Source organism: Halopseudomonas xinjiangensis (assembly GCF_900104945.1).
Classification (GTDB): domain Bacteria; phylum Pseudomonadota; class Gammaproteobacteria; order Pseudomonadales; family Pseudomonadaceae; genus Halopseudomonas; species Halopseudomonas xinjiangensis.
Map to the genome: position 1 here is coordinate 465,279 of NZ_LT629736.1, position 14,188 is coordinate 479,466.

16 protein-coding genes are annotated in these 14,188 nt (G+C 61.2%); 13 read left to right on the forward strand and 3 right to left on the reverse strand.

Annotated features, from left to right (window positions below; translation table 11 throughout):
• Window positions 1-4: 4 nt before the first annotated feature.
• On the reverse strand, window positions 5-460 hold the full coding sequence (locus BLT85_RS02085; protein ID WP_093391592.1) for a MaoC family dehydratase: 456 nt from the start codon (window positions 458-460) through the stop codon (window positions 5-7).
• A 204-nt stretch (window positions 461-664) separates the two neighbouring features.
• On the opposite strand from BLT85_RS02085, the gene BLT85_RS02090 reads away from it, so the two are divergent.
• Window positions 665-1,249, forward strand: coding sequence for an LON peptidase substrate-binding domain-containing protein (locus BLT85_RS02090; RefSeq protein WP_093391593.1), 585 nt, complete (start codon window positions 665-667; stop codon window positions 1,247-1,249).
• Here BLT85_RS02090 and BLT85_RS02095 read toward each other — a convergent pair.
• Both BLT85_RS02095 and BLT85_RS02100 read right to left on the reverse strand, forming a co-directional pair.
• Window positions 1,244-2,494 carry a DedA family protein gene (locus tag BLT85_RS02095; protein WP_093391594.1) on the reverse strand — a complete coding sequence of 417 codons (1,251 nt, stop codon included), beginning with the start codon at window positions 2,492-2,494 and terminating at the stop codon, window positions 1,244-1,246. The two genes, BLT85_RS02090 and BLT85_RS02095, sit on opposite strands and share 6 nt — an antisense overlap.
• Window positions 2,479-3,192 carry a DNA-3-methyladenine glycosylase gene (locus BLT85_RS02100; protein ID WP_093391595.1) on the reverse strand — a complete coding sequence of 238 codons (714 nt, stop codon included), beginning with the start codon at window positions 3,190-3,192 and terminating at the stop codon, window positions 2,479-2,481. The genes BLT85_RS02095 and BLT85_RS02100 overlap by 16 nt, the downstream gene beginning before the upstream one ends.
• Before the next feature lie 86 nt (window positions 3,193-3,278).
• Between BLT85_RS02100 and BLT85_RS02105 the strand changes: the two genes are divergently transcribed.
• The 12 genes from BLT85_RS02105 to lipA all read left to right on the forward strand — a co-directional run bounded on the left by BLT85_RS02105 (window position 3,279) and on the right by lipA (window position 14,179).
• Window positions 3,279-4,544, forward strand: coding sequence for a glutamate-5-semialdehyde dehydrogenase (locus tag BLT85_RS02105; protein WP_231701518.1), 1,266 nt, complete (start codon window positions 3,279-3,281; stop codon window positions 4,542-4,544).
• A 7-nt stretch (window positions 4,545-4,551) separates the two neighbouring features.
• Window positions 4,552-5,190, forward strand: coding sequence for a nicotinate-nucleotide adenylyltransferase (gene nadD, locus BLT85_RS02110; RefSeq protein WP_093391596.1), 639 nt, complete (start codon window positions 4,552-4,554; stop codon window positions 5,188-5,190).
• 19 nt (window positions 5,191-5,209) lie between these two features.
• A complete protein-coding gene (gene rsfS, locus BLT85_RS02115; protein WP_093391597.1) occupies window positions 5,210-5,569 on the forward strand; it encodes a ribosome silencing factor in 360 nt (119 codons plus the stop codon).
• 6 nt (window positions 5,570-5,575) lie between these two features.
• Window positions 5,576-6,043: a 23S rRNA (pseudouridine(1915)-N(3))-methyltransferase RlmH gene (gene rlmH, locus BLT85_RS02120; RefSeq protein ID WP_093391598.1), complete on the forward strand. Its 468-nt coding sequence runs from the start codon at window positions 5,576-5,578 to the stop codon at window positions 6,041-6,043.
• A gap of 3 nt (window positions 6,044-6,046) precedes the next feature.
• Complete coding sequence (mrdA, locus tag BLT85_RS02125; RefSeq protein WP_093391599.1) at window positions 6,047-7,915, forward strand: penicillin-binding protein 2; 1,869 nt, start codon at window positions 6,047-6,049, stop codon at window positions 7,913-7,915.
• 56 nt (window positions 7,916-7,971) lie between these two features.
• Window positions 7,972-9,063: a rod shape-determining protein RodA gene (rodA, locus tag BLT85_RS02130; protein WP_093397291.1), complete on the forward strand. Its 1,092-nt coding sequence runs from the start codon at window positions 7,972-7,974 to the stop codon at window positions 9,061-9,063.
• A 30-nt stretch (window positions 9,064-9,093) separates the two neighbouring features.
• Entirely contained in the window at window positions 9,094-10,101 is a 1,008-nt protein-coding gene (mltB, locus tag BLT85_RS02135; protein WP_093391600.1) for a lytic murein transglycosylase B, read from the forward strand.
• On the forward strand, window positions 10,098-10,988 hold the full coding sequence (locus BLT85_RS02140; protein WP_093391601.1) for a septal ring lytic transglycosylase RlpA family protein: 891 nt from the start codon (window positions 10,098-10,100) through the stop codon (window positions 10,986-10,988). The genes mltB and BLT85_RS02140 overlap by 4 nt, the downstream gene beginning before the upstream one ends.
• A 121-nt stretch (window positions 10,989-11,109) precedes the next feature.
• Entirely contained in the window at window positions 11,110-12,222 is a 1,113-nt protein-coding gene (locus BLT85_RS02145; protein ID WP_407920166.1) for a D-alanyl-D-alanine carboxypeptidase family protein, read from the forward strand.
• Window positions 12,223-12,234: 12 nt separating this feature from the next.
• Window positions 12,235-12,507: an HP0495 family protein gene (locus tag BLT85_RS02150; RefSeq protein ID WP_093391602.1), complete on the forward strand. Its 273-nt coding sequence runs from the start codon at window positions 12,235-12,237 to the stop codon at window positions 12,505-12,507.
• Window positions 12,507-13,136: a lipoyl(octanoyl) transferase LipB gene (gene lipB, locus BLT85_RS02155; protein WP_093391603.1), complete on the forward strand. Its 630-nt coding sequence runs from the start codon at window positions 12,507-12,509 to the stop codon at window positions 13,134-13,136. Before BLT85_RS02150 ends, lipB begins: the two co-directional genes overlap by 1 nt.
• 47 nt (window positions 13,137-13,183) lie before the next feature.
• Window positions 13,184-14,179, forward strand: a complete 996-nt coding sequence (gene lipA / locus BLT85_RS02160) for a lipoyl synthase (RefSeq protein WP_093391604.1) — start codon at window positions 13,184-13,186, stop codon at window positions 14,177-14,179.
• Window positions 14,180-14,188 lie beyond the last annotated feature (9 nt).

A 14,188-nucleotide genomic window follows, 5' to 3' on the forward strand; every position in this document is an offset into this window, starting at 1 on the left:
ATCCTCAAACGAAGTACAGGCTCAGGCCTTCAGCGATGAACGCCGGCTTGTCCACACCCTCGATCTCCAGGGTGTTCTTGGCCTTGATCAGCCACTGGCCGGGGTTCTTCTCGGTCACATCCAGCACCTGAACGTTCAAGCGCACCCGCGAACCGACGCGTACCGGCTGGATGAAGCGCAGGCTGTCCAGGCCATAATTGACCGCCATCTTCAGGCCCTCGGGCCGAATCAGAAGGCCCGCCGACAGTGACGGAATCAACGACAGCGACAGGAAACCATGGGCGATAGTGCCGCCGAACGGCGTCTGCTTGGCCTTTTCCTCGTCGATATGAATGAACTGATGGTCACCGGTGCATTCGGCGAACTGGTTGACGCGCTCCTGATCGATGGTCAGCCACTCGGAATGACCGAGGTCCTTGCCGATGTAGGATTTGAGTTCGGAAACGGGGACGGCGCTCATGGTGTTCTCCATGTTCTGTTGTTGTGCAGCTCGATGCGAGCCGTGTTCGATTGGGGATGCTACCCTCAACACAGGTTTCGGTGTGTCGTTGCCGCCATGTTTGCAAGGCCGTCTGGCAGGGTCAATCCTGCCGGGGCTGGATAGGTTTGCTGAATGACACGACTGAATACGTAACCACTGCAAAGACGACTTTCCGATAGATCGATGACAGACAAGATCGCACTTTTCCCGCTCAAAAGTATTCTCTTCCCCGGCTGCGTCCTGGACCTGCAGATTTTCGAGGCGCGCTACCTGGACATGATCAGCCGTTGCTTCAAGCGCGAGGAGGGGTTCGTCGTCGTTCCCCTCGAGTCGGGACCGGAGGCCGGCTCCGGCAATCTGCGCTTCAATGCGCTGGGCTGCGAAGCTCGCATCATCGACTGGCAGCAGCGCGATAACGGGCTGCTCGGCATCCGCGTGCAAGGCAGCAGACGTGTGCGGATAAGTGACGTCAGTGTCGCCGATGACGGGCTCATCGAAGCCCAGACGAGCTGGGTCGATGAGGCGGCTGACCAGCCGCTCGGCGCGGCGCAGGCGGACCTGCTGGCGCTGCGCGATAGCCTCATGCAGCATCCCATGGCCGCCAGCCTGGGATTGCCGCCTGTCGAAGACAGTCAGCAGCGTCTTGGTTATCAGTTGGCGTTTTTGCTGCCGTTTTCCCTCGAGCAGAAAACCGAGTTGCTGGCAACGGACGCGCCGGAGCGCCGTCTCGAGCTTATCGGCGACTGGCTGCAGGCCATGCAGTCATAGCCAGCCGGGCGAGGTGACCAGCGTCAGCAAGGCGGCTACCGCCGGCCAGGCTGGCAGAGCCAGGCGCAGCCAGCGCGGCATGGGTTCCAGAGGAGCCCCGCGCTCGACCAGCCACAGCGCAAGGCTCGCGGCGAAGCCCGCCTGAAGCAGCGCGGATAAGGCTGTCAGCGGCGAAATGTCAGGCGGCGTAAGCGCGGCGGTGATCACTATCACCAACAGCGGCGCGCAATACAGTCCCCAGCTCATCCGTATCCAGAAACCCTGGTCACGGTTGCACAAGATGGTAATAGCCAGCACCAGGCTTAGCGTCAGCGACACGATAGATGCCTCGCCAGCGGTACCTGGCGTCCAGCCGACTGCCAAAGCGCTGGCAAACGTCAATAAAATATACGCGAGTTGCCGCCATTGAGCCGTGAGGAGCAGCGCAAGCCCCGGGCCGGCGGTGAGCAGCAACATGAAAAACGGCTCATCAAACGGAGCCAGTAGTTTTCTCATGATGCCCGACACTCCGGTACCTGGCTGCTGCAGCCAGGTGGTTACCGTGGCGTCGAATATGCCCAGCCAGGGATTCGCCAGGATCAGCGCGGCCAGACCGGCCAGGCTGAGGGCGGCGGCGATCAAGGGTGCCCAGCGCTCCTGCGTACGAAAGGCCATCAGCGCCAACGCTGCCAGTCCGACGAAGCCGCCGAGCAGCCCCAGCGCCTGGGTCCAGAAGAACTCCGGAACCGGCCATTTCAGTGCGTTGCCCGTGATGTATCCCGGGAGCAGGTAGGCCGGCGCCCATAGCGCCGCAGACACCACGTTGATCGCAACGAAGCGCAGCACAGGCATATCGAACATACCCGCTACCAGCGGGATGATCGGCCGGATGGGGCCGACGAAGCGGCCTATCAGCACGCTCAGCACGCCGTAACGGCGAAAGAAGCCCTCGCCGCTGTCAATCCACTGCGGATGCTTGCGAAACAGGCCGATCCGGCGGATATCCTGGTGAAAAATGCGCCCGAGGGCGAAGCTGATCATGTCCCCGCACACCGCTCCAGCGAAAGCCCAGAGCAATACGCCGGTCAGACCCAGCTGCGCGCCGCCAGCGAGGGCGGAAGCGGCGAACAGCAGCGCCACGCCGGGCACGACAATGCCCGCGATGGCCAGCGACTCAAGTAGGGAGATGAGGAAGATAGCCGGGCCCAGCCAGCGAATGTGTCCGGAGAGCCAGGCGATGATATCGCCGGTCAGGCCTCCTTCCATACGGCTCCGCCCTCGAGCAATTGATAGTGCTCGCCTTCCAGCCGAGTGCGGCCCAGCGGGGATTTGGTGCAGTGGCGCGCGTGCTCGGCATCGACGAAGCGGTAGGGCAAGTGCTCGTCACGCCCCGTCGGGATGCCCAGGCGGGTTGTCTGGATGATCTGCGTGGGCTCCAGGCCGGCATCGTCGACGAAGAATTCGGCAGGGTCGAAACCGCGAGCGTTCCAGTCCGGCACCTTCAGATTCAGCGCGCTGCATAGCAACGTTTGCCCGGCGCAGAGTTTCTCCACCGGCCGCATCTGCCCGCTGCGCGCCGGATTGAGTTGCTGCATCGTAGCGACGCTTTCCGGGCCGCTGACCACATCGACAAACGGGAAGGCGCTCTTGACCAGCACGGAATTGCCGGGGCCGGCAGCGCTGAAGTTGAGCGAGTCGCCGCCGCGTGCGTAGTACATGTAGATGGTTCCGCCGCCCTCGAACAAGGCGCGGCGGGTATGGGTATAGCCCAGCGATGCATGACTGCCGCGTTCATCGAGCAGGTAGGCTTCGGTTTCGATGATCCGGGCCGACAGCCACACATCGCCATATCGGCGACGCAGCACCTTGCCAAGCAGGTCGATCGCGACCTGTCGCGCATCGCGGTCGAAGAAACTGTCCGGTAACGGTCGGGCCGAGGGCCAGGGTAGGGGTCTTTGCAACATATCCAGATCATAGCAGGTTCGCCCTGTCCAGCCCCTCTGGCGACCGGTATAATGCCGCTTTTGCTTCGCCAGACACTCGAGACAGGATGAACACAGAGCAGATCTCCCAGTACATGACGAGCCTTGGACAGCAGGCGCGGAAGGCTTCGCGTGTCATCGCGCGGGCCACCACTGCGACCAAGAACCACGCGTTGCTGGCCACTGCCGATGCCATCGCTGCGTCCGCGGATGAACTGATCCGGGCCAATGCGCTGGATCTGCAGGCCGGACGTGACAACGGCCTGGACGAGGCCATGCTCGATCGCCTCGCACTGACCCCGGCCCGGCTCGATACGATGATCGAAGGGTTGCGGCAGGTGGCGGCATTGCCCGATCCCATAGGTTCGATCCGTGACATGAAGTTTCTGCCGTCGGGCATCCAGGTCGGGCGCATGCGGGTACCGCTTGGCGTGATCGGCATCATCTACGAATCGCGGCCGAATGTGACCGTCGAGGCGGCGAGTCTGTGTCTCAAGTCCGGCAACGCCTGTATCCTGCGTGGCGGTTCGGAGTCGATTCATTCGAATCAGGCGATTGCTCAGTGTTTGCGGCAAGGGCTGGATGCAGCCGGTCTGCCGCAATCGGTGGTACAGGTCGTGGAAACCACCGATCGCGCCGCGGTTGGTGAATTGATCACCATGCCCGATTATGTCGACGTCATCGTTCCGCGGGGCGGGAAAGGCCTGATCGAGCGGATCAGTCGGGATGCCAAGGTGCCGGTAATCAAGCACCTGGATGGCATCTGCCACGTGTATGTCGATGATCGCGCGGACATGGACAAGGCCGAGGCGATTGCCTTGAACTCCAAGACCCACCGCTACGGCGTGTGCAATGCCATGGAGACTCTGCTGGTTCATCGCGCGGTCGCCGATGTCTTCCTGCCACGCATGGCGCGTCGCTATGCTGAGAAACAGGTCGAGCTGCGGGGTTGTCCGGTTACCTGCTCGATCCTGCCCGAAGCTGTGGCAGCGACCGAGGCGGACTGGACCACCGAGTACCTTGCGCCGATTCTGGCGATACGTGTGGTGGACGATATGGACGCGGCGATAGGCCATATAAACACCTACAGTTCGCAGCATACCGATGCGATGGTGTCGGAAGATTTCACCCGGGCGAGGCGTTTCCTTGCCGAGGTCGACTCGAGCTCGGTGATGATCAACGCCTCGACCCGTTTCGCTGACGGCTTCGAATATGGCCTGGGGGCCGAAATCGGCATCTCCACCGACAAGATTCATGCCCGCGGGCCGGTTGGTCTGGAAGGACTGACCAGCGAAAAATACGTCGTGTTCGGCGACGGACATATCCGCCAGTGATGGCGCAATGAGCCGCCGCGTCGGCTTACTCGGGGGAACCTTCGACCCGGTGCACAACGGCCATCTGCGTAGCGCCCTGGAGGTTCGCGAGTGGCTGGCGCTGGATGAGCTGCGGCTGGTGCCAAGTGCGCGGCCACCGCATCGAGCGATCCCCGGGGCAAATGCTGAGCAGCGCCTGGACATGGTTCGCCTGGCTGTGCAGGGCGATACGGGCCTGCAGGTCGATGATCGCGAACTGCTCCGTGAGCGGCCGTCGTACACGGTCGAGACGCTGGAGTCGATACGCACCGAGCTCGGGTCGGATGCCGTCGTGTTTTTCATACTGGGTTGGGACGCGTTCTGTGCGCTCCCGACCTGGCATCGCTGGGGCGAGCTTCTCGATCTGTGCAGCCTGGTCGTGCTGCAGCGCCCGGATTACGACCTGGAAGTGCCCGAAGTGCTGAAGGATTTGCTGGCGGCTCGTAGTGTGACTGATCCGGGCCAGGCCTGCGCCAGCTTTGGAGAAATCATGCCGCTGGTGCAAACACCTCTGGCCATTTCCGCGACTCACATCCGCTCGCTCCTGGCAGAGCGTCGTTCTCCCCGCTTCCTGTTGCCCGATGCGGTGCTTGACTATATTGAAACCAAAGGGCTTTACCGGCCCTGACTTGAGGATTTGATTCCGAATGCAGATTGATGACCTTATCAAGCTTGTCGAAGATGCCCTGGCCGAAATGAAGGCCAAGGATGTCGTGCGTATCGACGTGCACGAACTGACCAGCGTGACCGATTACATGATCATCGCCAGCGGTACATCCAGCCGGCATGTTGGCTCGCTCAGCGACAACGTCGTGGAGAAGGCCAAGGCAGCAGGACGGCAACCGCTGGGCGTTGAAGGCAAGGAGTCCGGTGAATGGGTTCTGGTCGACCTTGGCGACATCGTCGTGCACGTCATGCAGCCCGCCACTCGTCAGTTTTATGACCTGGAGCGGCTGTGGCAGAGTGCCGAGTCGCGGCGGGCGCAGCAGCAAGAGTCAGTCGAGTAATCCGGGTTGCGTATCCGCCTGGTCAGCGTGGCGTCGCGGATGCCGCGCTGGGTGGAGGAAGGCTACCAGGAATACGCCAAGCGTCTGCCCGCTGATCTGTCGCTGGAACTGGTCGAAATACCACTTGCAACCCGTGGCAAGAATGCCGATATTGCCAGGCTGATGCGGCGCGAGGGCGAGCAGATGCTGGCCGCGGTGCAACCGGGCGACCGGGTGGTGACGCTGGAAGTGACAGGCAAGCCCTGGTCGACTGAGCAACTGGCACAGGAGCTGGAGCGCTGGCGGCTGGAGGCTCGCAACGTCAACCTGATGGTAGGGGGCCCGGAAGGGCTCGCCGAACAGGTAGCGGCGAAGAGCGAACAGCGCTGGTCACTGTCACCCCTGACGCTGCCCCATCCTTTGGTACGTATCGTGCTTGCTGAACAGATTTATCGTGCCTGGACCATTCTGAACCGACACCCCTACCACAAGTGATACATGGCCAAGCCGATTCACCTCAAGGACCATTCCCTCGATGCCCGGATCGTCCAGCAGCGCGTCATCATTGCCGCGCTGGTGGTGGTGCTGATGCTCGCGGCGCTGGTGGCGCGCATGTATTACCTGCAGGTCACCCAGTTCGAGTATCACACCACGCTGTCGGAAAACAATCGTGTGCACGTGCAACCGATTCCGCCCGCGCGCGGCCGTATCTACGACCGCAACGGCAAGGTTCTGGCAGATAACCGTCCCAGCTTCAGTCTGAACATCACCCGCGAACGCGTGCCTGACCTGGCGGGCACCTTCGAGCTGTTGCAGGTGCTTCTCGCCTTGCCCGACGAGGATCTCGAACGATCGCGGAAACGTCTGATGCAGGCGCGGCGGCCATTCGAGTCGGTGCCGGTCATGTTCGAACTGACCGACGACCAGATTGCCCGTATCGCGGTGAACCAGTTCCGTCTGCCCGGGGTGGAAGTGCAGGCCAGCTTCGTTCGCCATTATCCCTACAGCAACCATTTCGCCCATGCGGTGGGCTACGTCGGCCGCATCAATGAAAAAGAGCTGCAGCGCATCGATCCGGTGGCCTATGCCGGTACGCATTACATCGGCAAGACCGGCATCGAACGTTATTACGAGGATTTGTTGCACGGTACGGTCGGCTACGAAGAGGTCGAGACCAACGCGCGCGGCCGAGTTCTACGCGTACTCAGGCGCACCGATCCGATATCCGGCAGCGACCTGACCCTGCACCTGGATTCGCGCTTGCAGGCGGTAGCCGAGCAGGCGCTGGGCGATCGTCGTGGCGCTGTAATTGCTATCGAGCCGGAAACCGGCGGGGTTCTCGCCTTCGTCAGCAAACCTGGATTCGATCCCAACCTGTTCGTCACCGGTATCAGCTACAAGGACTACGGGGCGCTGCGCGACTCGCTGGACCAGCCACTGTTCAACCGCGTATTGCGCGGCCTCTATCCGCCAGGCTCGACGGTCAAGCAGATGGTGGCTCTGGCCGGGCTGGATTCCGGCGTGGTTGGGCGCGGCAATCGTGTCTTCGATCCTGGCTTCTATCAACTGCCCAACCACAGCCACAAATACCGAAACTGGAATCGGGGTGGTGACGGCTGGGTGGACATGCGTCTGGCTATCGTTCGCTCCAACGACACCTATTTCTATGACCTCGCTCACAAGCTGGGAATCGACAGGCTGCACGACTATCTCAGCCGTTTCGGTCTCGGTACGCGTGTATCCATCGATATGTGGGAAGAGGCATCGGGTCTCATGCCGTCGCGGGATTGGAAGCGTGGCGCGCGCAGGCAGCCTTGGTATCCGGGCGAAACGCTGATTACCGGTATCGGTCAGGGCTACATGCTGGCTTCGCCTCTACAACTGGCGCAGTCGGTCGCCCTGATTGCCAACCGGGGCGTATGGAAGCGGCCACGTCTGTTGATGAACGCCGAAGGCCAGGGACCTGATGAAAGCGATACTCCGCCGAACATCGTGTTGGAGAACCCTGACGACTGGCAATTCATCATCGACTCGATGCGTGATGTCATGCACGCGCCCAATGGTACGGCTCGCGCCGCTGCACTCGGCGCGCCTTACGAAATGGCTGGCAAGACCGGCACCGCCCAAGTCGTTGCCATCGCCCAGGGTGAGCGATACGACTCCAAGGCCCTGCAGGAACGCCATCGCGACCACGCCCTGTTCGTCGGCTTCGCTCCGGCGAACGATCCGCGCATCGCGATAGCGGTGATGGTCGAGAACGGCGAGTCGGGCGGCCGAGTCGCTGCGCCAGTGGCTCGTCAGGTGTTCGACGCATGGCTGCTGCCGGATCCTGAACCGGCTGAACTCACCGTGGAGACGCAACCATGACCAGCTGGGCGGCAACTCGGGCTGCGACGGGCGGCAAGGTCGGGCTGAACAAGCGCATGCCGTTCTGGCAGCGAATCCATATCGATCCGTGGCTGCTTCTGCTGATCCTCGTTCTGGGTGCGGTCAGCGGGTTCGTATTGTATTCAGCCAGCAGCAAAAGCTTCGCCATGCTCTACCGCCAGGCGGCCTATTACGGGCTGGGGTTGACGGCCATGATCTTCATCGCGCAATTGCAGCCGCGCTTCATGCAGCGCTGGGTGCCGGTGGCCTATTTTGGAGGCTTGTTGTTGCTGCTCGCCGTACTGCTTGTCGGAACCGAGGCCAAGGGTGCACAGCGCTGGCTGACGATACCCGGGGTGATGCGCTTCCAGCCGTCAGAACTGATGAAGCTGATCATGCCGATGAGTGTCGCCTGGTACCTCAGCCGGAGGAATCTGCCGCCAAACTTCAAGTACGTCTGCGTGACGCTGGCGATCATCTTCGTACCGGTTGTGCTGATTCTCAAACAGCCGGATCTGGGCACTTCGCTGCTTATCGCTGCGGCGGGCATCTTCGTTCTGTTGCTGGCAGGCTTGCGCTGGCGCTACATCATAGGCGCGGCGGTTCTGCTGGTTCCGTCTGCGGTCCTCATGTGGTTTTTCGTTCTGCATCAGTATCAGAAGCAGCGCGTGCTGACCTTTCTCAACCCTGAAAGCGACCCGTTGGGGTCCGGCTGGAACATCATTCAGTCCAAGGCAGCGATCGGGTCGGGCGGGGTCTTCGGCAAGGGCTGGCTGCAGGGCACTCAGTCGCATCTGGACTTTCTGCCGGAAGGTCACACCGATTTCATCATCGCGGTACTTGCCGAGGAGTTCGGCATGGTCGGCGTCTGCCTGCTGCTGGTAATTTATCTGCTGGTGGTTGCACGCGGGCTGGTGATTACGGTGCAGGCGCAGGACAGCTTTTCCAAGCTGCTGGCCGGCAGCCTTACGCTGACGTTCTTCGTTTACGTTTTCGTCAATATCGGAATGGTCAGCGGGCTGCTGCCGGTAGTTGGGGTCCCGCTGCCGCTGATCAGTTACGGCGGTACCGCTCTGGTTACTCTGCTGTCCGGCTTTGGCATTCTCATGTCGATCCAGACCCACCGCAAATGGATGCCCCAGGGATGATGGACATGCTCTCAAAGCAACGGGATTCTCATGAAATACATACGATTTGATCGGCTGCGTCAGCGGCTGATAACTGCGCTGGCGCTCTGCTGCAGTCCAGCTATCTACGCGGCGGACTACAGCAGCAGCCACCCGGCAGTCGAGCCGTTCGTCACGGAGATGCAGGCCGAACATGGCTTCAGCACCGACTACGTCCGCGGGTTGTTGCTGCAGGCCGAACGCAAGCAATCGATCATCGATGCGATCTCGCGTCCGGCCGAACGCGTACGGCCGTGGCACGAGTATCGTGCGATCTTCATCACCGACAAGCGTATCGAGCGCGGACTGGCGTTCTGGGAAGAGCATCGCGAAGCCCTGGAGCGAGCGGAGAAGACCTACGGCGTCGAGCCCGAGATTATCCTGGCCATCATCGGCGTGGAAACCTTCTATGGCGGCAACAAGGGTAGCCATCGCGTGGTCGATGCACTGACCACGCTCGGCTTCGATTATCCTCCGCGTGCGGAGTTTTTCCGGCGGCAGTTGAAGGCCTTCCTGGTGCTGGCCCGCGAACAGAACGTCGATCCGCTGAGCCTCACCGGGTCCTACGCTGGCGCCATGGGATATCCGCAGTTCATTCCGACCAGCTATCAGGCCTTTGCCGTGGATTTCGACGAGGATGGCACCACCGACATCTGGGACAATCCGGTCGACGCCATCGGCAGCGCAGCCAACTATTTTCACGAGCACCGCTGGCAGCATGGTGCGCCTGTGGCCGTGCAGGCCTCGGTCAGCGGCGAGCGCTTCAAAGAAGTGCTAACCGTTCCTGATCTGGAGGCGCGTCGCAGCGTTGCGCAATTACGCGAGGCAGGCTGGCAGCTTCCCGAAACGCTGGATGAAGAAAGAGAGGTCATGACCTTCGAGTTCGATGCCGGTGATCATATGCAGTACTGGGTCGGGCTGGATAACCTTTACGTCATAACGCGCTACAATCGCAGCGTGATGTATGCCATGGTGGTCAACCAGTTAGCTGAGCTTTTGCGAGAGGCCAAACAACAATGATCCAGCGCCTGTCAGCCTTCTGTCGCCTGGTCGTTTTCGGTAGCCTGGTACTGCTCGGGGCCTGCTCTTCGAGCCCGCCAGCGCCCACCGTGGGTCACGCGCCTGCTCCGCAAGCCGGTGGCTACAGCCGTTCCCATGATGGTCCGCCGGAGCATTTCAAGGACGTCTCCTCAATACCCGATGCCGTACCGACGCCGCACCTGGGCCGATACAAGGCGACTCCGTACGAGGTGCTGGGCAAGCGCTATACGCCACTGCAAAATGGCTTCGATTATCGCGCCGAAGGTCCCGCTTCCTGGTACGGCAGCAAATTTCACGGCTACCATACCGCAAACGGCGAGGAATATGATCTGTACGGCATGACCGCGGCGCACAAGACGCTGCCTTTGCCGACGTACGTGCAGGTCACCAATCTGGAAAACAATCGCAAGGTGATCGTGCGCGTGAATGATCGCGGCCCGTTCTATTCCGACCGCATCATCGATCTGTCCTACGCTGCTGCCGCGAAGCTGGGTTTCGCCGACAAGGGCACCGCCCGGGTTCGAGTAGAGGGTATCGACCCGGTGGCATGGCAGCAGAAGAACAATCCCGGCTACCTGGTCAAAGCAATGCCGGAGCCGCAGTCCGCCTCGACAGTCCAGGCGGGTGGCGAAGGGTACTTCCTGCAACTTGGCGCGTTTTCGTCCGCTCAGGCTGCCGAACAACTACGCACCCGACTGCAATCCCTGGTCAACGCGCATGCCTTCGTTACGCCTGTGGTCGCAAACGGGCAGACGCTGCATCGGGTTCGTCTGGGGCCGGTGAGCAGTCGCGACGAAGCGCAGCGCATCAGCGAAACATTGCGGACCGCCAACCTCGGCCCCGCGACGCTGGTCACATCCAACTGATTCGTACTTTTTCATTCAAGTGAGCAACATGTTGAAGAAATTCCTCCAAGCACTGCTGGTTTCCGGCTCCGTCATCATGAGCTTTGCCGCAACGGCGCAGACCCCAACGCTGAATGCCCCGATGCCGGTGCTCGACTCGGCCACTGCGGCACCCATCGTACCAACAGCGCCGCAACTCGCCGCAAGCAGCTATCTGCTGATCGACGCCAACAGTGGCAAGGTGCTGGTCGAGCACAATCCGGACCAGCCGCTGCCTCCGGCCAGCCTGACCAAGATGATGACCAGCTACATCGCCAGCCTGGAAATTCAGCGCGGGCAGATTGCCGAAGAAGACATGGTGCTGATCAGCGAGAAGGCGTGGCGCATGGGCGGCTCGAAGATGTTCATCGAAGTCGGCACTCAGGTTCGGGTGATCGACTTGCTGCGCGGCATCATCATTCAGTCGGGCAATGACGCCAGCGTCGCCATGGCCGAACACATCGCTGGCAGCGAAGAAGCTTTCGCCGATCTCATGAACAGCCATGCCCGACGTCTGGGAATGAGCAACACTCATTTCGAGAATTCCACTGGCTGGCCTGCGGAGGGCCATGTTGCCAGCGCTCGTGACTTGGCGACCCTCGCCAAGGCGATCATTCGTGATGATCCCGAGCATTACGAGATCTACAAGGAAAAGGAGTTTCTCTGGCACGGCATCAAGCAACCTAACCGCAACCTGATGCTGTGGCGCGACAGCACCGTCGACGGCCTCAAAACCGGACATACGGAAGAAGCAGGTTACTGTCTGGTAGCGTCAGCCGAGCGCGAAGGCATGCGCCTGATTTCGGTAGTAATGGGAACGTCCAGCGAAGCAGCGCGCGCTGCGGAAACCCAGAAGCTGCTGACCTGGGGTTTCCGCTTCTTCGAGACTCGCGCTTTCTATCAGCCTGGTCAGGTGGTCTCGACTGCCCGCGTATGGGCCGGTGCCCAGGATCAGGTCGAGCTGGGCCTGAACGAGGGTCTGGTGATGACCATGCCACGTGGGCAGATGGACAAGCTTGAAGCCGGCGTGACCATGAACAACGCAATCAAGGCTCCTATCGCCGCTGGCGACGTATTGGGTCAGGTCGAGGTCAAGCTGGGCGAGGAAGTGGTGCACACCGCTCCGCTCGTCGCGCTGAGAGCTGTTGAAGAGGCCGGTATCTTCGGTCGCCTGTGGGACACCGTCCGCCTATTCTTCTACAACCTGTTCAACTGACGGGAGCAGCGAGTGAACGCCTCAGCCGAGCCGCCGCGTATCGAATTTCCCTGTCGCTATCCGATCAAGATTATCGGGGAAGCGGGGGAGGGATTTACCGAACTGGTCGTGAACATAGTCGAGCGTCACGCGCCGGATGAGAATACCCGTCTGGTCGACGTGCGCGATAGCAAGAATGGTCGGTTCCTTTCGGTGCGGGTCGAGCTGACAGCAACCGGCCCCGAGCAGCTGCAGGCGCTGCATGTTGATCTCAAGGCGACTGGCCGGGTACACATGGTTCTCTGATGGGCACAGAGCTGATCGTTCGCGGACTGGGTCTGGTGGCGTATGAACCGACGCTGGAAGCCATGCGTCGCTTCACCGCCGAGCGGGACGACTCCACGCCCGACGAAATCTGGTTCCTCGAGCACCCACCGGTTTTTACCCAGGGGCAGGCCGGCAAAGCCGAGCATCTGCTGGCTCCCGGTGACATTCCGGTGGTGCAGGTGGAGCGGGGCGGGCAGGTGACCTATCACGGCCCCGGGCAGCTGGTCGCCTATCTGTTGCTCGATATCCGCCGGCTCGAATTGGGCGTGCGCGATCTGGTAAGCGCAATGGAGCGTAGTCTGGTGGGGTTGCTCGCCGGCTACGGAATCGAAGCATCGCCCAGGCCCGATGCGCCTGGTGTCTACGTCGGCGCTGCGAAGATCGCCTCGCTCGGTCTGCGCATCCGACGCGGGTGCTCATTTCATGGCCTGGCATTGAACGTCGATATGGACATGGCTCCGTTTCGCCGCATCAATCCCTGCGGTTACGCCGGTCTGGCGATGGCCCAGATGGTTGATCTGCTAGATGATGCGCCGCCGCTGAGCGAAGTTGCTTGCCGGCTGGAGCGGGAACTGAAAGTGCAACTCGGGTATACTGGCCGCCCTTGACGGCGCACAACGCCACTCTCGAAACCCCTCACAAGGTGGGTCCTTCAATGGAACAGCAGTCGGATACGTCGGTGGGTCTCGCTCAACCGGCAGCCAAGAAGAAAGTGGAAGCCGGCGTCAAACTACGCGGGGCAGAGAAAGTCGCCCGCATTCCGGTCAAGATCATCCCTACAGACGAACTGCCGCGCAAGCCGGACTGGATCCGCGTGCGCATGCCGATCAGTCCCGAGGTCGATCGAATCAAGCAACTGCTGCGCAAGCATCGCCTGCACAGTGTCTGCGAAGAGGCATCCTGCCCCAACCTGGGAGAGTGCTTCTCGGGTGGTACTGCCACATTCATGATCATGGGCGACATCTGCACCCGCCGGTGCCCATTCTGTGATGTCGGGCACGGTCGACCGAAGCCGCTTGACGCGGAAGAGCCGCACAATCTGGCCGTCGCCATTGCTGATCTGAAGCTCAAGTACGTGGTTATCACCTCTGTGGACCGTGATGACCTGCGCGATGGGGGGGCGCAGCATTTTGTCGATTGTTTGCGAGAAATCCGCAAGCTTTCCCCGGGCGTGCAACTCGAGACGCTGGTGCCCGACTACCGCGGCCGGATGGATGTGGCATTGGCGATAACCGAGCAGGAGCCGCCAGACGTGTTCAATCACAATCTGGAAACCGTACCGAGGCTTTATCGCGCGGCGCGTCCCGGCTCGGACTTTGAATGGTCCCTGGATCTTTTGGAGAACTTCAAGAAGCGTGTTCCTCACGTGCCGACCAAGTCGGGATTGATGCTCGGGCTGGGTGAAACCGACGAAGAAGTCATTGAGGTCATGCATCGGCTGCGCGAGCACAATGTCGACATGCTCACCCTTGGGCAGTACCTCCAGCCGTCGCGCAACCATCTGCCTGTCCAGCGTTTCGTGCACCCTGATATTTTCGCCTGGTTCGCGGAAGAAGGCGAAAAGATGGGGTTCAGGAATGTTGCGTCAGGTCCGCTGGTGCGTTCGTCCTACCACGCCGACCAACAGGCGCACGGTAGCAAGATCGGCTGATCGAATCGG